Annotated in this window: 14 protein-coding genes; 7 read left to right on the top strand and 7 right to left on the bottom strand. The window is 44.9% G+C overall.

Going from position 1 to position 22,488, the window contains the following annotated elements:
• The first annotated feature begins 59 nt into the window (after positions 1 to 59).
• Together QUB77_RS14575 and QUB77_RS14570 are read left to right on the top strand one after the other, a co-directional pair.
• Entirely contained in the window at positions 60 to 3,248 is a 3,189-nt protein-coding gene (locus QUB77_RS14575) for a hypothetical protein (protein ID WP_333323213.1), read from the top strand.
• Complete coding sequence (locus QUB77_RS14570) at positions 3,248 to 7,165, top strand: helicase-related protein (RefSeq protein ID WP_333323211.1); 3,918 nt, start codon at positions 3,248 to 3,250, stop codon at positions 7,163 to 7,165. Before QUB77_RS14575 ends, QUB77_RS14570 begins: the two co-directional genes overlap by 1 nt.
• Before the next feature lie 22 nt (positions 7,166 to 7,187).
• Here the strand turns inward: QUB77_RS14570 and QUB77_RS14565 are convergent, their stop codons facing one another.
• The 3 genes from QUB77_RS14565 to QUB77_RS14555 form a co-directional block, all read right to left on the bottom strand.
• Complete coding sequence (locus tag QUB77_RS14565) at positions 7,188 to 8,981, bottom strand: bifunctional 3'-5' exonuclease/DNA polymerase (RefSeq protein ID WP_333323209.1); 1,794 nt, start codon at positions 8,979 to 8,981, stop codon at positions 7,188 to 7,190.
• A 195-nt stretch (positions 8,982 to 9,176) separates the two neighbouring features.
• On the bottom strand, positions 9,177 to 9,761 hold the full coding sequence (locus QUB77_RS14560) for a class I SAM-dependent methyltransferase (RefSeq protein ID WP_333323207.1): 585 nt from the start codon (positions 9,759 to 9,761) through the stop codon (positions 9,177 to 9,179).
• A gap of 55 nt (positions 9,762 to 9,816) precedes the next feature.
• Positions 9,817 to 10,497 (bottom strand): hypothetical protein, encoded by a 681-nt coding sequence (locus tag QUB77_RS14555; RefSeq protein ID WP_333323205.1) that lies wholly within the window; start codon positions 10,495 to 10,497, stop codon positions 9,817 to 9,819.
• Positions 10,498 to 10,865: 368 nt separating this feature from the next.
• On the opposite strand from QUB77_RS14555, the gene QUB77_RS14550 reads away from it, so the two are divergent.
• From QUB77_RS14550 to QUB77_RS14535, 4 genes are all read left to right on the top strand, one after another.
• Positions 10,866 to 11,204 (top strand): hypothetical protein, encoded by a 339-nt coding sequence (locus tag QUB77_RS14550; protein WP_333323203.1) that lies wholly within the window; start codon positions 10,866 to 10,868, stop codon positions 11,202 to 11,204.
• A gap of 336 nt (positions 11,205 to 11,540) precedes the next feature.
• A complete protein-coding gene (locus tag QUB77_RS14545; RefSeq protein ID WP_333323201.1) occupies positions 11,541 to 13,850 on the top strand; it encodes a M23 family metallopeptidase in 2,310 nt (769 codons plus the stop codon).
• A gap of 50 nt (positions 13,851 to 13,900) precedes the next feature.
• Positions 13,901 to 14,419, top strand: coding sequence for a hypothetical protein (locus tag QUB77_RS14540; protein ID WP_333323199.1), 519 nt, complete (start codon positions 13,901 to 13,903; stop codon positions 14,417 to 14,419).
• 208 nt (positions 14,420 to 14,627) lie between these two features.
• A complete protein-coding gene (locus tag QUB77_RS14535) occupies positions 14,628 to 15,335 on the top strand; it encodes a hypothetical protein (protein ID WP_333323197.1) in 708 nt (235 codons plus the stop codon).
• A gap of 148 nt (positions 15,336 to 15,483) precedes the next feature.
• On the opposite strand, the gene QUB77_RS14530 is transcribed toward QUB77_RS14535, so the two are convergent.
• Together QUB77_RS14530 and QUB77_RS14525 are read right to left on the bottom strand one after the other, a co-directional pair.
• A complete protein-coding gene (locus QUB77_RS14530; RefSeq protein ID WP_333323195.1) occupies positions 15,484 to 16,524 on the bottom strand; it encodes a DUF5895 domain-containing protein in 1,041 nt (346 codons plus the stop codon).
• A 241-nt stretch (positions 16,525 to 16,765) separates the two neighbouring features.
• Positions 16,766 to 17,539 (bottom strand): hypothetical protein, encoded by a 774-nt coding sequence (locus QUB77_RS14525; protein WP_333323193.1) that lies wholly within the window; start codon positions 17,537 to 17,539, stop codon positions 16,766 to 16,768.
• A 246-nt stretch (positions 17,540 to 17,785) separates the two neighbouring features.
• On the opposite strand from QUB77_RS14525, the gene QUB77_RS14520 reads away from it, so the two are divergent.
• Entirely contained in the window at positions 17,786 to 19,711 is a 1,926-nt protein-coding gene (locus QUB77_RS14520) for a type IV secretion system DNA-binding domain-containing protein (RefSeq protein WP_333323191.1), read from the top strand.
• Between the two features lie 109 nt (positions 19,712 to 19,820).
• Here QUB77_RS14520 and QUB77_RS14515 read toward each other — a convergent pair whose 3' ends face one another.
• Positions 19,821 to 20,447, bottom strand: coding sequence for a hypothetical protein (locus QUB77_RS14515; RefSeq protein ID WP_333323189.1), 627 nt, complete (start codon positions 20,445 to 20,447; stop codon positions 19,821 to 19,823).
• A 490-nt stretch (positions 20,448 to 20,937) separates the two neighbouring features.
• Positions 20,938 to 22,236, bottom strand: a complete 1,299-nt coding sequence (locus QUB77_RS14510) for a ParB N-terminal domain-containing protein (protein ID WP_333323187.1) — start codon at positions 22,234 to 22,236, stop codon at positions 20,938 to 20,940.
• Between the last annotated feature and the right edge of the window lie 252 nt (positions 22,237 to 22,488).

Raw genomic sequence — 22,488 nt, 5'->3', positions numbered from 1 at the left:
ACTGTAAAGCTCGAATAGGTGAAGCAGTCAAAAGACTGGTATATAAAGACAAAACTAATATGCACTCAAAAGAAAGCGGTGCCGAAATTCAGGCACGATCGCCCAAGTCTTCTATTGATCTGGCTACGCTCGTAGATCTAATTGCTAAAGCACTTTCACCAAACAACCTGACGGAAAATGCTGACAACAAAGACCCCAAATACAAGGGAGCATTGATTTTCCAGCCAGAAGACAACCGCCTGAGACTTTGTACTTCAGCTGTTCTTCACCGGTTATTTTCACAGCCGGAATTCAAAAAAGCTTTCAATCCAACTAAAGGCGATGGGTTTATTCAGAACTTGCCAATGCCAGCATACGGCACTCGCTCTCGCATTGGAGGCTGTTTGACTGAAGGCAATGCAGCGAAGTTGCCTGCTGCCCTTGACCGATTAATCGCTGCGATAGACCAGGCAATCGATACTGCTTTACCCCAAGAAGCCTCTTTATCTTCACTGCTGTTAGAGCAACCCATTCAGCAAATCAATCAACTGGCACAAGCAGCGGGTACTGCTTTCAAAAATCAAGCCAACACAGCTAATCTTATCCCCCTAGAATTTCAATCCGCAGATGTTAAGCCGGATAATTCTTCCACAACTGTAGCCAAAGTAATATCAGCAATTGAACGAGTTGAGGCTATTGATTATTTTGAACAAATGTGCAAGGCAGTCAGCCAGCATCTTGTTCAGCGTGACTGTGATGAAGATGACATTGAATCAGCTCTTGATAGTCTAGCTGCGGAACAGGAAAGAGAGGATAGCCAAATCAATCGTTTTTTGAACTTTTTAGATGATGAAGCATTAGCCCGCGTTCGCCTAACAATTACCTTCCAGATTATGGAAGCGATCGCAGAAAATGCCCAGATGCTTAATAAACCGGACTATCAACTATTAGCAGAATACATCAATCGGGTACTTACTCTGTTTGAATTGGCCAAAGAAACCAGTTACACCGTCGATCTAACCGCTCATTTCGGTAATGCTGCTGAATTCGACTTGCTAGATTACTTGAGCAAAGCAATCTTCTATTCCTGTCTTCCGGTTTGGGCTGAATGGAAAACCCAAATTTTTGAGGAAAAAGTTAGAAATCAAGCAGCAACCAGTTCCAGTTATGGCGTGATTCGGGAGGTAAGCTATCGCTTTCGAGTCAACGGACAAAATCCTGAATTGGGCAAACCTGCTTTTGAGGGGCGACTCGATCAAATCAGAGCAGAATTAATTGGCGATAATGAAGTTTTACCTCATCCTTGTCGTCGGTTAGCTGAACTTATATTTTTAGCAGTCGTTGTTCCAAAAGAGGATGAAGCATCGCTAAGTAAAGAATCACTATCTGATTCAGTACAGCAACTCCTTAAAACGCTAAAAACTGGCGGCGTGGCTTCTGTTAGTCAGGTGCTACAGGATTTAGAGAAACGCGCCCCATCAATGGAATTAATTGCAACAGCTTTGATTTCCATACTCCGCACAAAAAGCCAAAAGATTATTTCTCAAGTTCAGCATCGTTCCTCCCAACAATTCATCTGCGTGAACCGAGATATCATCGAGTGGTCGCGATTAGAAGGGGCAGAATCTGGTGTTCGAGATTTACTTGTGGGACCCCAGCAACGTTCTCGCGAACAGGTGGAATGGTTTAAATATATTGAAATTCGCGATCGACCAGAAATGCAGGGGCTTCTATTCTCAGTCAAGGTGAATGCTCAACTTTCTGAATACAATTTGGCAACCAAAGGAAATCCACATTCAATTCAGGTACAGCGGTTATTACCAAAGAAAATTCTTCAAATTTGTTGGGTTCCATGTTCTTCTCAACAAGAAGATGGTAAATGGGTTTACAAATTTGTGGAATCGGCAAAAGCAATCAAAGGATGGGTATTACCAGCCGCCATCCAAGTTGAATACGATATTCAAACTTTGAAGCGACGACCAGATCGAAAAGGATCTGAGGAAAGTAAACAGTATCATGCAGCAGCAGTTACTGCATTTATAGTGCTAGTTTACTGCTGCTTATGGCGGATTATCCAACGCTTGAAACAATCTGGTGATTTAGAGCTAGTTGAGTTTACAACTTTGATGCTGCGAGTACAAGAAATAGGTAAACAGAGTGATGAAGGAAATGGTGATTCCTATGTTTATGCAGCAGCCCAAGCTCTTGAAGCAATTTTGAGTGAAAACACTCCTATCCGAATGCAAGGGGTTGTTCTTCAAAATCTTGAGAGTAAAAATTCCAAATATATTAAATTGGGCATTTTTAACGCTTTGTTGAGTGCATTTCCCATTGCCATCAGTACACCGACTCCCCCAACAGTTCCAAAAATTGGTTTAATTTCCTATGCAACCCGTCCCTGCGATGAGATAAATTGTTTGAGTGAAGATGAAAAGGGCTATCTTTTTCTAACTCAAAGTTACATTGCTACAGCTATTAATCAACCGTTTTCAGGTTACGAACTCAAGATGGATAGAATGCAGTCAGACGTAGTTAATTCTCCCGAACGGTTGAGAAAACAACGACTGGTGCAAGAAGAGATTGGTTATCTAAAAGCCAAAGGATGCCAGCATATTATTTTATTGTCTCATGCCTATGGCGGTCGTCGAATAAATCGGGCAGCAGATTACAATTCTCCCTTAACTCATAAAGAATTCCTGGAAGAAGTCTTTCAAACTTTCCCCGATTTGACGATTTATACAATGCAGCGGGATGTATTTCCAGCTACGAGATTGCGGAAGCGAAACTCTAATGAAGCCGCCTTTGAAATTTTACGGGCTGGAGACCATACGAGTTTCTTGATGTCTGTTGAAAAAGTTCGCGTGCGCGATGTGATTCCGGTTTATACATTTGCCACACTTTTTGCAATTCAAGAAGCTCAGCGTCCTCAGTCGGGTTTCTGCGTTTATTTCCTAGTATCTGACCAACGGGTTAGCAATATTGACTGGACTGAACGTAGCCGTCAGCATTTAGTTAATCCAGAACAGCAGTCTAGCGTTCATCCCTGTTTAATTTCAGTGCTGCGAGGATTGCATTTTATTGAAGCCGAACGAGGGGTGCAAAATGGACAACTGATCCCGGTACTAGACCCATTTAGCTGGATATCACCTACCACTACTGAAGCGGCTGGAGAAGTGGAAGTTTTGCACACTCGTCGAAAAGGACGAGTCTTACTCAGCTACCCCGCTTTGCTCAGTCATGTTTCTCAAGTTTTACACCGGAGGAAGTAATGCAATTATCGTTTCTTCGTCAGGCATCTATTTGGGGTCAGGTGTTTGAAATTGCCGTCAAACGTGGGGTGCTACTGCATCTGATTCATCAAGGATTGCTTCAGGATAATCATCCGGTTCTCCAACCTTGGCAAGTGGTCAAGAATGCAGATATTTATAATCAACTGGTTAGAACATTCCAACTGACAGATACAAATGCCAAAGAATGGGCAGGGACGATGGTGCGTCATCTGCTAGTAATGGGCTATGGTTTAGGCTGGACGGCGATGCGGGAATGCCTCAAGCACAATCCTGTTCGTAAAGCAAAGCTGGAAGCAATTTGGTGTCCTCTGGCACTTCCAGGGCAACTATCTGGCAGAGATGAAGAGAAAGAAGAGACGGCTAAGGCATTCCAAACGGCTTTCAATCTACCTGGAAAACCAGATCAGGCTTTACTTTACACAGGAGAACCTGCTAGAGCCGATTTTCTCTTATGGTTATCAACTGAGGAGAACACAGAAGGTAATTTAACGAGTAAATATGCAAGATTTCTGACCCCAAAGGAAAACAAACGTCAGAAATTTGACAACTTTATTCTTTGTCTGGAGTTCTCGTATAACGCACCTGCAAAATTGGCAGACTTTAGAACTGAAACGTCTCACCAACAAGAAATTAATCGCTATGCCCGTTATATGGATGCACGGGGAGTTTTTTCTAAGGTTTGTGCTGAGGTAGAAGGTGAGGAGTTTTCGCTTTCGTCCAAATTGGCGAGTCATTTATCGGCATTTAGCAGTTCTGATAAACCTTTGTTTAAGCTCTGTCAGGCATCATCTTACACTGAACGCCTAATTCACATTTTGCGATCGCGCGATCGCTTAAAGGGAACTTGTAGTGCCAGAGCGATCGCAGTAACATCTAATGGGTTTGAAAGCCTCGCAGCTCATTTCATCGATCGAGAGCCAGAACCAGACCCTAGAGCTAGATTGATGAAATCATTGGGGGAAGCCTATCGAAATGTTCGCAAACTGAGCGATGATATCCCCGGCGAACTAGAGCAAGAAATTCGTGTAGTGTTCAATAAGTTGGTGCGATCGCTACCTCCTAATTTCAAGCAGCAAGCGAAGCAAATTGCTCAACTACCTGAATTGGGAGGAGATATTCACTTCCTGTTTCAGGAGAACGTAGAGGGATTTTATAGCCCGATGCAGGAAATTTTACGGGAGAATGCGATCGCCGCCATTGAGGAAACAGCAGAACTGAAGGAGTTTTTTGGTGAAAATCCTCAGTCCCAGTTTGCACTTGCCCTTGACATACAGAGTCAACAAAACGCACAAATTCCATTACGCAAAGTTCATGCTGCCGCAGTCGTTGCAGGTTTAAATGCTGCCCAATCGGGGAGAATAAATGTAATTGCTTTAGAGGGAAATCCGGGAATTGGCAAAACTACGGCTGTTATAGACTTTCTTACTCAACAGTCTGAAGGATTCCTATTTCTTTACGTCAGTCCGCGAGTGGTGATTAATCGAGATGTAACAGCAAAACTCGCTAGAAAAAACGGTAATGCTACTGGTATATTGACCCTAACAAGTAATGCTAATTTAATTGCTTCAGCTTCTAAATGGTACAAGCAACAAATCGAGAAACATGGATTGGAATATCGACGTATTGATGGTGCTGTTGTTGTTGATGGGATTGAAAAACTCAATTATCCCGATTGCAGTACCATCTTCCTGACCCCCGAAGAGGAACACGAAATTGATTGTAATATTGTCGCCTCTACCCGCTATAAACATTCTCTTTCCGAACGAGAGGACAGTATGGCATCATCTCAACCTCCGGGTGTCTTACGCACCCTAGCAGGCGCGGCGCGACGATTGCTAGAAGCTAATCCGCAGGTGAATCGTCTGGTTATGACTGCTGCGATTCAAGGCTATCGTTTGCTCGATCAAAAAACCACAGTCGATGCCCTCAGCAATTTGTTTAGAAAAAAAGCGCATACGACTTTGGGAAAAAATGAACGTCAGACCTTTGCGAAGCAAATTCCTACAATTATTGTAATGGTAGATGAACTAGCTGGCGATGGTGCAGGAGCGCCCTTTGTTCATAAGTTAGCCGAATGGTTACACGAACAATTTATTGAATCATTTGAAGGAACTCAATCGCCCTTTAAGGTTGTTCTGATTGTTGCCGATGCCTCGTTGAGCAATGAAATTGTTCTCAATAACTTTCTTAATTCAGGGAATCGCGCTCCTGACAAAGTGCTAATTAGTGCAAGTCAGGGTGAAGCTGCATTTCGGGTGACGGGTACTTATACAAAAGTCGGTCCCAAAAAATACCCGACACTGCACGTAATGACAAATAGCTATCCAGCTTCAAAACTGAACATTGACTATAGTATTCGCCTTTCACTTGTCACACCAGAGTTAATCAGTGATGGCAGAAAGCAGGGAATCCGACAAGCGATTAGAGAACAACTACAAGACAAATTTTTGATGAATGCTTATCAAGAAATTCAAAACGGGTTAAAACAAGGAGCAGAGCAGCTAATCTTCTTTGCCCAAGATAAAAGATTTCTCCGTCAGTTGCGTGAGAAATTGACAATGGGAACAGATGCTATATGCGAGAACGAACAGGTAGCGGTTTTGGATCAAAGCGTGCCACCGCATCAACGCTTGGAACTGATACAGGAACCACGACGCGATCAAATCCGAGTTTTTCTCATGACTTCTTCAGGGGCGAGAGGAATTTCTTTCCCTAAAACCGATTGGATTATTGCGGCAATTCCCCGCTTCAATATTGAAGCCGCTTTGATGGAAATTGCACAACTGATTTATCGAGGTCGGGGGGAGTATATAAATCCAGAAACTAGAGAGAAAGTTTCTGGAGATGACAAAAATCGACGGTTAGTCATGCTCATCAACGATGTTATCGTTGTAGAAGAAGATATCGATCGTCAAAGAGTCTGGTTGCGTCAGGCAAGCGATTTATTGACTTTGCTCGTGATGCTGCGTTCTACAATTTACACGCGCATCAAAGGAGATGCCGGATTGAAGCGGCAGCGAATTGCCTTTGTCCCAGTTGGTTCGGTTGGGGACACAGAATTATTGAGCTTGATGTCTGAAGATGTTTGTAGTTTCTTACACGAGGCTACAGTTTTTATGTACGACAGTCCCCATAAAGATGTTAAAGGAATTCTCAGTAAGGCAATGCAGCTAACGAGAAAAATTTTTGCTCGTTTCAAATTGCAAGGTTTAGCACCGGATAAAAATGCTAAGTCTTATGTAGATTATCAAACTCTAGAAGCGATGGTCAAGACTGTTTCTCGTCCTTCAAGTCGGTTGTTGCCATCATTGGAAAACGATGCGTTGGTGATTCCAGAGATCCTAACTTGTATCGGACCGTTTTGGATGGAAGACTGGAGCGATCGCAAAACCGAGGAACGATTCAGCTTTGAGGGATGGCGAGCGGATATTCAGGAAAATAGCCATCATCTTTTAGGATTGTTACGACAAATTTATGAGGGAAATAAGTTTCCACCAAAACTCAAACGTCCGGCAAAAGAATTGCATAAATTATTGATTCGCGAACAGCAGGAAAGCATCATTGAATACTCAACTATTCAGGCTTTCAAAACAAAAAAGATGGTAATTGGTCTACCACTGGATTATCCCCACTTTTGGAGCGAACAGTTAGAGGATGGGATTGGCGAACAAGTATTAGAAGACGCGGAAATTTGGAGGAATTCACTAGGACGCTCCCTAACACCTCAAGGTTTAGTGATGCCTGTAATAGCACAATATGAATCATTCCCTTGGGTGGCTGTGGCAGGTCGGCGAGTATTTGCACAATTAGAAACCGTTTTCGCCGATCGCTATTTTATGGCATCTAGTGAACTGAATCTTCTCAACACTATCTTGCTTGAAGATGAAGTCGAGTAAAACTTTTAAATTCTAATTAAATTCAAGCCCAAGAAGAAGCAATTTTTACTTCCACTTCTACAGGAACTTGCTGCAAATATACCTCTCCAGATTCTACCATCACTTTTTTGAGAATGCGACTGGTTCTTTTTAAAGTAGTCTGCGGACACTCTAACAGAATCTCGTCATGTACCACACCGATTAATTTTGCTCCAGTCTTGGGTAGGAGTTTGAACAAACGAGCGATCGCCACTTTCAACATATCAGCAGAAGTTCCTTGAACAGGGTGATTTAGCAACTCAGAAAGTCGGGGTTTCTTTGCCCACCGTCTTCTGCGTCCGCCAATTGTACGGATTTGCTTGATGTCTTTGACGTACACCGTTTTCCTGATGCTGTCGTGCCATCTTCTGACTCCAGAATAAGCTTGGAAAAATCGTCTTCTGAACTCTTTAGCTTCGTCCAAGGTTAAAAAAACCTCGTACTTTTCCTCAGCATAAGCTTGCAGTTTGGCAGCACCCATCCCATAAATTAATCCGAAATTAACTGATTTAGCTATCCGTCTATCCTCTGCCGTTACCTCCTCTAACGGCTTTCCCGTAATCAAAGAAGCCGTTAAAGTATGCAAATCTTCGCGTTTAGCGTAGGCATTCAGCATTCGGCGATCGCCAGATATTTCAGCGACAATCCTTAGCTCGATTTGGCTGTAATCTGCTTTAATAATTTGATATCCGGGAGCGGCAATGAAGCACGCACGCATCCCATTTGCCGTACAATTCCTGGGAACGTTTTGCAAGTTTGGCTTCTTGCAACTAAAGCGTCCAGAACGAGCGCCGCATTGCCGATAGCTGGGGTGAATTCTCCCCGTTATCGGGTGAATGTGTTTGGGCAATGCCTCAGCAAAGTTGGAACACAAAGATGCTAATTTCCGATAATTCAGTAGCAACTGGATAATCGGGTATTGACGAGCTAGAGGAATAAGTTCGCTCTTACTTGTTGACTTAATTGGAATGTTGAGAGCCTGAAGAGCACTTAAAACTTGTACAGACGAACGGGGGTTTATGGTTTCCACAAACTCTGGAAATAGCGAAAGTTGTGCGCTAGGGGCTGGTTTAAGACCGGCTTTCACTAATTCCACCAGCGTAGTCTGCTTTTGAGCTTCCAGTTCCTCGCCCACCAAATGCCAGTGTTTTGCATCCAGTAACATTCCATTTAGTTCCATTTGGGCTACAGCAGGCATCGCTTCAAATTCAATTTCGGCGGTTTCGAGTAACCCAGCACTCTGAAGTTTTGAGATGAGTCGCGCTCTAAGTTTCAGCAGAACAGCAGCATCTAAAGCGGCGTATTCTAACTGAGAAGCTGATAACTTACCTCCGAAATTGCTCGACTGTAGGCTTTTGTCAAGTTTGATTCCTAAAAATTCAAGAGCGAGGGATTGTAGATCGTGGTCTTTCTTGAGTCCAGATCGCAACACCTGACTCGCTAGCATGACATCAAAAAATGGGCCAGACGGTCTAAGTCCAGCTATTTCTAGTACCTGCCAGTCGAACTTACCATTTTGAAATATTTTGAGCGCACGGCTGTTTAGAAGTGCTTTTAAAGGCGATAATTCGCGATCGGCAAAAGCAGCTAGATCGACAATTATCACTGGGCGGTGGGGGACAGCTATTTGGATAAGTCGGATGCGTTCCGTAAGTGGATCTAGCCCGGTGGTTTCTGTGTCTATGGCTATAACACGAGCTTTTATTAAAGGCGAGAGGACATCGTTTAGTCTGGAAAAGTTTGTAATCAGCTCGTATTCCACAATAGAATTTGGGGCGTAGTGTGGGGAATTATTCATGGGATTACAGGGGTTTTAAGGTAATATTGTTAGTCGTAAAATTGATAGAACTAGCGGAGATAGTTGGGCAGATATTTGGTATTGAAGTGTAAGTTACATTCTTAATATGTATTTTGAGAATAAGTAATAGTAATGTGTTGAAAGGTAAGTTGTGCTGTCCCCACTAATAAAACGGTATAGTGGGGAAGCAATCGTCTATTTTTTGTCTATTACGACTAGGTAGCTCTCAACAGTAACCGGGCGATCGCTCGCCCAAAAGATTTCTAAGGGAAGTTCGATTAACTTGGCAGACGTGCGCTTAAGAAAAGCTCGAAATGCTTGCGATCGCGGATCGCCTCGGACATTCATGGAATTGCTAACAACACTTACCAGGCGTCCAGAATTGGCTAAAAAAAGGTTATAGGCACGTTGTATGATATCTAAATCAACTCCTTTGATGTGGGGCGTAGAAAATGGGGGATTTGCCAAAATTCTGCTATATCGCCTCTGCGGTTCAGTTGTTAAAAAGTCACTTCCAACTAGATTGAACCCTTTTTGAAACAGAAGTTGTTGTAGCAGGGGGTTTATTTCAATTACATCAACGATTGCACCCGCTCTAACCATAGCCTGCGCCAATAAGCCGTCTCCTGCTGTTGGTTCTAAGGCGTAGATTCCAGAAACTAATTGAGCTTCTTCAATCATAAGCTCAATTAGCTCTGGAGGAGACGGAAACCAGGAATAAGGTGGAGCTTCTAGGATTCGCTCATATAGCATTTCTGCAAGCGATGAAGTATCTTTCATTTTAATTTTGCTGCTATTCGGGCTATAATTGGCGAAAATTGCCTTTTTTTCCGTGTTAAAATAAAGTCAATTGCCCTTCAACTTTTGACTTATCTTTTGGTGACTTAGCTGTTACCATTTCTGTCGGTAAATCTGCATCAGCGCTTTTATCTTGGGACAATTTACGTTTGCCCCAGCCTTGGGACGCTGCATGGCGGACAACGCTTTTCCTAATTGCTCCAGCTAGATGGTAATAATCATTTTTGATGCTGTCAAAGTTCACCGCTGAAAATTCAGATAATTCGGATAAATTGTAACCATTTGGTAGCCGATTATGTCTTGTCAAGGCGTCTTGTGCTGCCCACATATAGACGTTGTAATAACTGTGGTGCAGAGGAGCTTCAAATGTGGCTCCCATCATATACGCCACGACTTCTGTGGAAGTGCAGTAATTCCCTACAATTCTGTTGCTGTACTCCTCTAGAATCAAATCGAGCCTATCGGATAAGCAAGCCGTTTTCAACCAGTCAGGTATGCTTTCTGACCAGGGGGTTTTGTGTAAAACTAATGGGCCTGCATAGTAACGTAAAAGGGGAAGGGGAATTCCGGTCAATTCCAGTAGCACGGCTATTAAGTCGCGGTGCATACCCATCTGGGCTAATAGCTTCAGCTTTTCCAAAATGCCGGACTGAGGTTTTACAGGGTGAGTGGTAATTTGTTCAAGTAATTCGGGCGTTAACAGATTTAGCTGAGTCATATCTTTTTGAAGGATAATTGTGTGACGAATGAAGGTCAGAAAAATCGCGTAGCGAATTCAGTTACAGAGATTTGCGCCGTCTGTTGGGCAAACAATTCGGCAAAGATACGCGCCTCTATATTTCTGAGTAATTTTTACCCACCTTGCTGGATGGAAGGCGGGCGAAATTAAGAGCAATTCCAGCGCTATATTTTGTTTCGTGCAATAGCAGTAGGTCTTGGTTGTTTGCAGATAGGCTACGTCAATCGCCGCCGTAGCCTATCCGCCGATAGGCGGTAGTTTAATTACGACTATCGGATGAAACCCCTACTCGTTATCCCTAGCTACGCTTAATTGTTGATTCTTACGACTTTGTAGCTACATAATTTATGAACTATCCAAACAATATCTGTGGCAATGAACCAGGTTACAGCGCTGATGGCTATGCTGTTAGCGGCTGTGAAAGTAACCCGTGCGAATCCTCCCTTAACGGATATCGAAGCAACGGTTATAGCAGTCAGCAAACAGAGGGATACGGGGTTCCAGACTACTTTGCTGATGGCTATCGAGAAAACCTTTTTGAAGGGAACTTGAATTTAGCAGATACTCCGTGGACGGAGACGGCTGCTAACCCTAACCCCTATTTTAAGGGAGGCGTAAATGACGCGAATCCCTATCAAAATCAAACAGCTACTTCTCATTTCTACGGCGGTGACTTAGAGCTGTAGTGCTTCAGATGGCAGGCTACAAATCGCCTGTATGAAACTTCTCATTTCGGCGACGATGACTTAGAGCTGCAGTGCTTTACGCCGAGGCTGCTCCATGTAAAGCCTCGGTTGACTGCTTTATTTATTTTAAGAAGCGCAATTGCAGCCTCATCAAGTTCGGTGGGTTCCTTTCTCCCACTTAATTGCTTAACTTTTGTACAGTATCCTCAACCAATAACCAAAGTTTTTTGCACAAACATGAGAAGAATATTATCAACAAGATTCGGGCGAGCATCAGTATGGTTATTCTCTGTAGCCTTAACAGTTTCCATTTTGTTTGAGCAACCAATATTTGCTATGGCACGAATTCCTGCTGATACAACTGAAATGCCAACCAAAATTTTAGAAATACCAGGGATGGACAGGCAAGGAAATCCTACTTCAGTTAACGCCCTCTTGCCAGATTGGACACAAATTTCTTTTTCTCAAATGCCACCCATCAGTCAATCTGGAAGCCTTTCAGCGGGAGAGTACAAGCAGGCAGTTGGCTATGATTTGAGCCGAAGTTGGACAGCAGGGCAAACTCCTGACCAGTACATCATGTTGGGCGATATCAGCCAAGCTTTGCAACCAGAATTGTTATCCTTTGGTTTTGTCACACAGCAAGCTGGTCTGAATTTAGATAGCGTAGCTTTAAGCGCATTTACTTTAGTTGCCAAGCAGTCGTTAAATCAGTTAGTTCAGGCTATCCCTATTCTCGGTCAATTTAAAGTCGCAGAGATTGCGCCGGTGGCGGGACTGCTAGCAACAAAAGCTGCTGGCATTGATGTAGCCGATCGCACTCTAGATCGGGTTCTCACTTCCAATCCACAATTAGGTCAGTTGAAACTGGGAGAAATTGACCTGTCTCAGTATTCAATGTCTTCGATTCCGAACTTAAGCAGCGCTCAACTTGGCGCGTTTTCAGATTGGCAAACGACCTTAATTAAAGACGTACCTGGCCTGAATGCTTTACCTCTGTCTAGCTTTCCCAATCCAATAGCAGAATTCGGCAATTTAGTAATGAGAATTGATGCGGTTTATGGTCCCGCCGAGCGGCGGCGAACTAAGACAATATCAGGCTCCGACGTTCAGGGATTCTCAGTTAACTGCCAAGAAAATGATTGCGCTTACATCGAACTAGACGATCTGGAGAATTCGGGTCGGAACGCTCGCGGTTCGCTCGAAGGCAAGCAATGGATTAGCGGTAAGTACCAGGAAGTGGAGGGCGGATCGGGCTGTCTTAAAGGTGTCAACGGCGGCAAGGAACCTACGGGAAGATTGCCTTTTGGCAGTGCTTTTAAGGTAGTGGTCATGGAACCGGACGAGCAAACCGATACCGTTGATACGGCTCTATTCTTCCGATTTTGTTCGCCTTGCGGCTGCTCTCCTTATTTCATTGGCCCAGTACCTTTCTTCACCTATCGGGTTAATTCTCCCATTTTCGTTGGGGCGCTGGAATCGTCCTCTGGCGGCTCTTCCTCTGTACCAACTGGGGCAGTTCGCGGCGGAGTATCTTCTCCTGTTACAAAAGGCGTAGCTACAGCAGCTAATATTAATGTTCCTTGCCCTCCGGGTAGCACTGCACCAGCGCCAGTATCAGTTGGCAATGTTCAAGGAGTCAATGTTCCCGCTTTGTCGGAAGCGATCGCCAGTATTGAAAGCAGCGGTTCTTACGAGAATGCCGGCGTTAATGCTTGCGTTGATGGCGGAAATAATTGCGGGGTTTTGTTGGGCAAGTACCAGTTTATAAACTACGACGAGTACGCTGCTAGTTCAATTTCATCTAAACCAGGGGGTACGCAATTTTTAGCCAAACTGCGAGGCGGTTATCAACCCACTCAAGCAGAACTTTTTCAATTTTTTCCGCCTGCCGATCGAGAAGCTGTTTTTGCTCAAAGTCTCGCTTCTAAGCTGAATGCCACCTCTCAAGAAAAAGACCCTACTACTGGAAGTTTTTTTAGTGGCGATCGCCTGATTGAGCGAGTAGCTCAAAAGCATTTCGGGGGCGACTATTCCAAAGTTGACGGCTCTTCAACCGATATATTCGGTCGTTTAACTCTCTCAAGTTACGGACAGGATGTTTTGAGGCGCTATCGAGAGGGAGGTAGGGCGATCGCGGAGTCGAATGCTGCTGCTTGCGTTCCGACTTCCAGTGCGGCGCAATCCTCTAATTCTGCGAGTGCTGCCCCCGGCGGCGGTCAATCCACGAGTCAGTATATCAAGCCTGCGAATGGGCCTGTAACCAGCCGCTTTGGGATGCGAACTCGTCCGGTTTCCGGGGTGCGGAAAATCTATAACGGCATTGGAATTGCCGGCTCAATGGGAAGTCCGGTAAAAGCTGTTGGCGGCGGCGTTGTCAAGACAGCGGTGTCTAACTGCCAGGAAGGGTTAAAGAACTGCGGCGGTGGCTACGGCAACTGGATCGAAATTGAACACGGCAACGGTCGCACAACTCGGTATGCTCATCTGCGCGAAGGTTCAGTGAAACTCAAAGTTGGCGATCGTGTTTCTCAAGGTCAGGTCATAGGCGGACTAGGCAGCACTGGGACAACGGCAGACCCTCGCTTGCACTTTGAAACCCGCATTAATGGAACGGCTGTTAACCCATCTCAAGAAGGAATTTGAATTAAACGGAGATGTTCTGCACCATGATTTCCTTGAAAAAACGGACAATTATGTTGAAATTTACCTGGGGCTTGCTAACAGCTTTTTTGGTTTATTTGTTGAGCAGTTTATTCACCCATCCCCCAGCTTTTAGCCAGCCGACTCGGAACGCTGATTTCCCTTCAGCTTGCCTTCCAGTTGGTCTAGGGACTCTCAGGACAGAGTTTGTAACTGAAGTAACAGATGGCAGCACTCAATATCGCTTGTTCGATGCCTATTTGCAGGGAGATGCCGTGCCTTTTTCTGTATTGGTTTCTCTCCAAGGGAAGCAGTGTAGCTTGCTTTATTCCAACCCGACAAACGATTTTTATCCTTACAGCCACACTGTCAAGCTACCGATAGCAAGGCAAATTGCTCTGGGAGAATTGCGTTACTCCATCAACAAGGCAGGGAGTATTGATAAGTTCCGCTCTACCTTGCAGCCGAATTTGGGAGAACCCACTTGGCAATTTTCGGAAGAAGAGCTTTGGGCATTTAAGCAGGTTGGGATTACTGTTCCTTCACTTAATAAAAGCAGCAAAGATAAGTGAGATATTTCGCTTTAATAAGACTCCTACAAGGGAAAACCAAACTTTTGCTTAAAGCGGATTTAGTAAATCTGCCGGGTGTCTTCCATAACCGGATTTAGTAAATCTGCCGGGTGTCTTTCCTAACCGGATTTAGTAAATCTGCCGGGTGTCTTCCATAACCGGATTTGGTATGACATCTACATAGAAATAATTCACGGAGGTTAAAGCAATGTTTAGCAAAAAGCAACAAGTAACTTTAGGTTCAGCACACATAGGGGAGCCACCAATCATAGCTGCAAAGAAAAATTTATTACTGTTTTGTCAACCTTCTCATAAGGAACTCCCAAACCCCACTTCTAATTCCCTAAATAATTCTCAGTCCAGAGTATCATCGTTTTTATTTATTGGGCGGTGGTTCCGCTTTGGAGTGGTCTTGTTCTTGCTGTTATCGATGTTGTTAGGAACTGCTGGTTGCACCGCGAGTGCTACAACGATTTCTTGGACACCTGCTACTAGACTCATCCCTGTTGAAACTGTTCAAGGCATAGTTGCCGAAAATTCTGACCTGAACCCCCAGAATTCAGCATCAAATGTGTTGGCTTGGGCTGTAAACGGACAAGCAGGCCGGTTAGTTATTTTTAATTTTAACAGCCCTGGAGTTTGTGGGGCGGGAGGTTGCTTATATGCTGGGTATTTATTCAGAAAGAATGTTCCTCCTCATCGTGTATTTGCTAGTTATTTAAACGAAAACTTGCCACCTAATAAACCGCTACTTCAAGTAGTAAGTGACCCCTCAGAAACCTCTGATTTGCCTTGCTTGCAAGTACAGCAGCCGTCACAAAATGGTATTCGACAGTTGTTTCTTTGTTTCAACGGCCGCCAGTACCAGTTAGCTAACAGTTCCTTGATTAATCTTCCCAATAAAACAGTTCCTTGATTAATCTTCCCAATAAAATGGAATAAGCGACTTTAAAGTATTTGAGCTTGGCTCTTCGTTAGCGATCGCCTGTTCCGCACCAATAAAAAAATGCCTCGCTCCCTAACTGGATATGAGGCACTTCTTCAAAAGTAACTAACCGAGGCTGTTAGTCATCTGCTTCCGCATCAAAATCATCGTCGAACTCCTCTTCTTCATCAAAATCGTCGAAATCATCCTCTTCTTCTATTACTTCAGCGGCAATTTTACGAGGGGATTTATGATTGGCGGTCTGCTTTTTTCCATTTTCTATTTTACGAGCAGCGGGTGGCAACACTTGAATTTGCGGTTCGGCTGTACCTGGTAATGCAGGAGTTTCAGTGAATCCGGCAATGATATCGTGCAGTCCCCAAATCGCATTTTTATGCTGCGGGCGTCCCAGATATAGAAAGGGGAAATTATCAGCAGTTGGCTTAGTATAGCTGACAGTTTTGCAACAGTAGCTCTTATTAGAGCCTTCACCTTCTTTAACTCCTTTGAATTCCACCTCTAGGATACCGAGGCTTCGCCATTTATCGGTTTTCCCGCTGAAAGGAATTTGGAAATAGTCGGCGAATGCTTTTTCCAACAGACGGTAGAATTCGTCTCTGGCTGCTTTAAAGCTCCAAAGCGCAACATTCTTAAATCTGATGACAATAGGCGTGCTGTGTCTGGGACGATTGTTTTCATCCAAGAAGACAATGGCGTGTTCGCTAACAACATCCATTATCTTTTTATCGAGTTGAGCTTTATACTCTTCGTACAGCCCGACAACACTACCGCCTAGATCGGGAACGTCATTCTTGTAACGAATGTATTCAGGGACGAATCCCAGCACGCATAAGCGGCATTTAGAGAACAGCAGGCCTGTAACATCTTCTGTTAGTCCAATTGTAGTCATTTCCTCTTCTGTTGGCATGACAAACCAATTGGCTTTTTCTAGCTGATCCTCTGGAATTAATATTCCTGCCACTTGTTCGTTGATGACGATGCCATAGGGCAGAATTGGTCGCCTTACTTGATTGTGACCGGGTTCTAGGAGTTCGGGGTCAATTTCAAAATCAAGGTCTTCTGACTGATGTGGGATTGTGCCTTCAGTCATTCCTGCGTTATTTGAGCTTTTTGCTTTAGCTTTACTATTGGTTTTAACCATTCTAAAAGTTTGTGACATTGCAGTTCCTGCAAGGCGGTAGCCTTACCTTTAAAAAGGGTAAGAGGTAGCACAGTTAAGCCTAGTAATTTTGTCAAAAAAAATTAAAAATCATAAAAAAATTAACTGGTAGTACAGAACTACCGAATCGTGAGGAAGACTAATTAAGTGTGCAAAAAAAAGAACGATTGTGAAAGCGCTCGCGCAGCTTCAGCAATTTATGAAGTTGCGCTATTATCAGAATCAAGCACTCACAATGCTTTTAATTTTCTCGCTGCCAATATTGGGCGCTATCGACGCTCGGTAAAGCGTTTATTCCTATTGTCCGCAGTAGAGGTAGCCCTTCAACAAAGTTGATGGCTCCTTTCAAACCCGCGATCGCGTACAAAGAAGCTGCATCTGCTTGTTCGGATAGACTAGCATTGGCTTCTTCTAACAACTTTATTAGATATTCAGGAACCTGTACGAAACCGCCATCAATACAAGCAAGGGGGACAAATTTAGTATCGGGAGCTAGGGCTTTTGGCTTCAAAAAAGGCAGTTCGCGCTGGAAAGGTTTTGGAGTGGGGCGACTATTTGTTACAGGCGATCGTTCTGGTTTGCGCCTACGCCACCGCTTGGCTCGGTAAAAACTCCCTTTCAATAATGGGGGCTGGCTTACCATCAGTACAGCTTCGTGAAAGGGGAGATTCATCTGTTCTCCTTCCTGAATTTTCACCTCTTCTAAGTTAGATTTTGTCAACCAGTCAGGCGCCAGCGGACAGTGAGGGTAAGACACGACTTTAGAGTTGTAGGTTAAGTCGGAAAGCAATTTGCCCGTTCTGGATAGTCTGGCGTTAAGATAATGCCACTTTAATCCAGGTAGATAGGCTCCTGAATATTTTACTTCAACGGCTCCCATGTAGATCCATTCTGTACGTTCTAAAGTTAGCGAAATGTCCCCTCTTCCTAGTTTGATGGTGCTGCGTTTTAAAAATTCATAGTCCGGGTGTCTCTTCAAAAGCTCTGACAGCCACTCTTTTTGTTTCTTGTTCACGGTAAAAAAATCTTTCAATAATTTTGATTCCTATCCTGCTGACTGCGTTAGCAGGGATAATATCAAGTGCTGGTTGTTTTCTACCGAAAGTTAGAACTGTTGGCTGTAATTGCTCGTTCCCAAGACTGAACTAACACTGAGTAATTTTGATTTAAGCTTACTTGTCTGCAAACACTAAGTTGTAGCTACAACTGAGGTCATAGTTAATTGAGCGATAGACAAAATATTGAATTCAGATAGATACTTATGAATTTTGAGATTAAATTTTTGATAGCACAGGCTAACTCTACTCCAGTTCTCGCTCAAGCCCAGAGGAGAACCCAGCAACCCACACCCCTATCGTCAATTGACTTAGGCGGTCTCTTCCAACAATACAATAACCCGGATGGATATCTAACAATAGGAGCGCTGATATTCCTCCTCTTACTGTCTCGGTTTCTGGGAAATGGAAAGGGCAAAATTACCACTGGCAAAGTGTGCGGAACTTCCGAAAAAATGGCAGCCACTCAGCTTGCCTTGAAACAAATTAAGGAACGCAAGCATAATAAAGTCACGCTATGGTGTGGCAGTCCTCGCTATTGGTGGAAGGGGAAAAAACTTAAAGGTTTTGTTACCACTATTCAGACAGCTTTTGGTTCTCCTCCCACTGTTTGGCTCCCTCATGCAGAACGGTCAACTTTAGTAATTGGAGCGCCTGGGTCGGGTAAAACTTTTTCTACAATTGATAGGGCGATAGAAAGTGCAATGGTACAAGGATTTCCGATTATTCTATACGATAAGAAAGGCGATCAACTCAAACTCCACGCACCTCTGGCAGCGCGGTATGGCTACCAAGTGTCGGTATTTGCACCGGGAGAACCTTATTCAGGCATCATTAATCCCCTCGACTTTATGAAGTCCCCTCAAGATTCGGTCATGGCTGGGGAAATCGGTCAGGTTATTAATAGAAATGCGAGTTCTGGCAATGGAAAAAGTGATGAGTTTTTCTCTAAAGCCGGAGACTTATTGGCTAAAGCACTCCTTCAATTAGTCAAGGGTTCTAGGTATCCAGACATGGCAATGCTCTATGCAATTTTGAGGTTGCCAAATTTGGTAAAGCGGATTGACTATGCGGTTCAATCCCGTCGAATCGATGAGTGGGTTGCCACCAGCTTCAACCAATTTTTGAGCGCTAAGGAAGCAGAAAAAACTATTTCAGGAATTCTGACGACAGCGGCCGGAACGTTCAGCAGTTTTATCCAAGCTGACCTGTTGCGAGCATTTTTGGGAAAGTCGGACATCCCAACGAAAATAGAAGGCCGACAGATGATTGTTTTCAAATTAGATGACGAGCGGCGCTCCGTCGTGGGGCCTCTGCTAGCAGCCGCGATTCACCTCCTCGTTGTGTCCAACTTAAGTCGCCCTCGGAAAGACCCACTGGTTATTTCACTCGATGAATTTCCCTCCATTCGATTGGATCGGATGCCGCAGTGGATTAACGAATATCGCTCGAATGGAGCTTGTTTCATTCTAGGAATTCAGAGTTTGGAGCAACTGTACGAAGGGTACGGAGAGAAAATGGGGGCGGCGATCGCCTCTGCTTGCAGCACTCATATTTTATTCAATCCGGGTAACACTGATACTGCAAAAAAATACTCCGAACGCTACGGAGAAAAAGAAGTTTTGCTGAAAAGCAAGTCCACCAGCCGTTCAATGGGCGGTCAATCTCAAAGCAATCAATCTATTAGTTGGAACGAGTCGCTTCAAAAAATGCCGCTGTTTTCGGTGGACGAAATTTTGCGGTTCCCCCAGGGCCGGTGTGTAATTACGAACCCCGGCTACAGTTCCGGCGGCGAGGGGTCAATTCCTTACGCGCTGACCATACCCATTCCCAAAGCCGATTTGCAGCGGCAAAGCGAGAGCGAGGCTCTCTGGGATACAGAGGTCAGGTTCCGGCTGGAGAGTCGGGTGCAACTTGCAAGTCAAGACCAGCTTACAGCCGCTTTGTACGATCGCATTGAGGAAGCAGAACGGATGCTGCCTCTGCCAGACGCCGGAGGTAACGTTCCATCCCAATCGCCGATGGCGCCAGCTTCAGGCAAGAAATTTGGCTCTGACCCGCTAGACTCAGTTGTCAGTAAAACTGGGCGTTCTAGGCGGGTTTTTGCCACTGGCAGCATTGGCAAGCGCTAGCGGGAGTGTGGCAGCCAATGGAAAATTTTCCATTGGCCTTGACCTGGAAGTTGGGATCGATTCGGATAGCAAAAGCCGCGATCGGATTCTGAGCGGCTGCGATAATAGTCTAAATCTCTACCTCTGGAATTCCCTCGATGTCGAAATGAGTTAGGGACGCGCAAGCAGGCGGTGGTGTTCTTCGAGCAGCAACAGGCCATCTCGCCTGTCCTGCCAGCGCGGACGCGAGCCAGTCTTTCGCCTGCGCGTGTTGCCGGCTGTCCCAACTGATTTCATGCCTCGTCCCCGGATGGGCGGGGTGCAGTGCTAACACGGTCAACTTGATATTTTCTGGCGACAGCGAGAGAGATTCGGCTGCTGTCCACAATTTTACTCGGTCAGACCAATTTAATGCAGGATGGCGGATTGCCCATTCAATTAAATGGACGGATTGAGGTTCAAGAAAAGCTGCATTGGCGTTGATTTGCACGCATACATCTTTATTAAGCCTAGCGCTAAACTGAGTATCGACTAAGAATGTAGGAGGTTCCCATTCAAATAGCTCTGGAAATAGCAAACTAACTTCCATAATCCACTTATCCACTTTGGGCTCCGCAAGTAGCAGGGGTTCAGTGGGTAGTTTCAAGAAAGTTTGTTTCATTATTAGTTGAAATTCCTCTTGTTTCAATTCAATGGGAACTGTTAGTTGTGTCGGATTGGCTAGAAAACTTAAATCTGTGAGGGTGATTAATTGCATAGGTGGGTAAGACAGTTACAGCCTACCCAGAGGCCGCGACGTTAGTCGCCTGCATGCTATTTATTGATAATGAACATTTTGGTTATCAAATATTTATAAATAAGAGTTGAGCGACCTCAAGAAAAATGCTCACGGGCGATCGTCACTTGAGAGGGTTTCGAGTACAGGGAACTTCAGTTTAAGGGCGATGTCTCAATGCCTGCGACTACGCCATTGCTGCCCAGGAACATTGTTAATAACCCTCTCAAGCAGTCATCATGCTTGTCGAGGTTAAGGAGCCTCAACGATTGACCTATCAAGGTTTCAGAGGCGTTGTCACCCGCGTCAGACCCGGAAGCGAAAAAACGAGCCAAACAGTTATAGGTTGCACTGCTCGGCTATGGTAGCGACGAGTTAAACTGCGACGCAGCAGCACTCAATGCTGTGCGATCGCACATTCAAACTCATTGGTAAACAGATCATCGGTTAGTTTCAGTAAAAAGGAACCTTACTACAAAGCCTGCTCGATCGCCCGCCGCGCCAATTCCACCTGTTCCACAGCATCCAGATAAGCTAGCGCTGCTGCATCCCAAACCACTCTTCTCTGCATCCTGTTCAAGACGATTTTCCCAAACTCGTACACCGTGCCGAAGCTTTGCAGCCTGAGAATTCGCTCAGCTATTGAGCAAAAACTCGGCGTTGGGTTCAATATCGCCACCACATCTGATTGAAGGAGCGACACCACCTCTGAACCCATATCGACTTTCAAAGTCGCTCCAACCTCCACAATCCGGCCCCAAAATCCATTCCACTTCCTTTCCGCTATTTTTTCAGTAGGAATAAAAGGAATTTTGACCATGACCCATGCTCCCGCGCTGTCTGGACCAAAGCGCGTTTTGACTCCCTCACCCGTAATTGGTTCGCAAGGAGTGCAAGTTTTACATTCTCCACCGCAATCGCTTTCTTGAACCGGCTCGCTACTAATGCTGCCCTCGGTTTCCTTCGAGGCGGAAGATTTTCTCAAAGCAGCCTTAATCAGAGCTTTAGCTTGTTTCGGGGTTTTCGCTGCTCCCGACGAGATCGCAGCCAACGCCACTACTCGCTTGTCCTCTTGTATCTTCGCAAGTTGATACCCCACATCTATGCTGTAGTCATTAATAATGTCCAACCACTTTGCAGCCAATTCGGGGCGATCTTTCTTGAGCTCGTCGGCTGCTTTGACGGCAATGCGCCCTTTCCTGTAGTTCCTGCCGCACCCTAAGCCGACTATAGCCGCCACAATATTTTCCGTCAGTTCCATTTCCCTTGGAGTCAGACCCAAGTCGATCGGGTTCAATGGAAAATTTTCCATCAGCGGTTGCTGGTTGTCCAACGGCGGCTCTGCTGAGTCAGCAGCTTCGTGGCGAGCTTTCTTGGCAGAATGTCTGTTCCTCAGCTCTCTAGCTATAGGCTCCACAACAATTCCTTCCCGAATTCTCTGTACAGGACTTTGGTGGCGGTGGCGGTTTTCTGCCACCAAGACGAAGAGCTCGTCATCTTCAGTCTGGAAGTGGCGGACAATAACTGGGACAAACTTCCAGCCCAGCGCGGATAGCGCCCTCCACCGCCGATGGCCGCTAACGATCGTGCCATCTGTTTTGACGGTCAGCGGTTGGACGTAGCCTTTGAGTTGGATCAACTCTACCAGGTCAGCAATACGAGCGGTGCACCCGTAAATTTCCTCATTGCGAGGGTGAGGCTTGAGTTGGTCAAGACCAATATGCTGAATCGCGTCGCTGACTGAGAGCGACACAGTTTCATTTTTATTCATTTGGATAGCCCTGGTTGTTTATTTGGGGATTGGGGCTTTGTACCTTTGCCTGCTAAACCCAATAAGGTTTCCTAACAGAAAGTTGGGGTTATTCTCTGTCGGGGCGGCGCGGGCTGTATCGGCAGGTCGCCTTCACTGTCAAAAGGTTCCCTGCTTTTACCTTCTTAGAATAGCATATTTCTTAAACTAGCAATGCGCTACATTATGGTATAAGAAAAGACTATTATGTTTAAAATCTTTTAAATAATTATT

Origin of the sequence: Microcoleus sp. AT9b-C3 (genome assembly GCF_036705485.1) — a bacterium.
Classification (GTDB): domain Bacteria; phylum Cyanobacteriota; class Cyanobacteriia; order Cyanobacteriales; family Microcoleaceae; genus Microcoleus.
The sequence above is the reverse complement of the archived record's forward strand: the minus strand, read 5'-3'. Positions and strand labels throughout refer to the sequence as shown.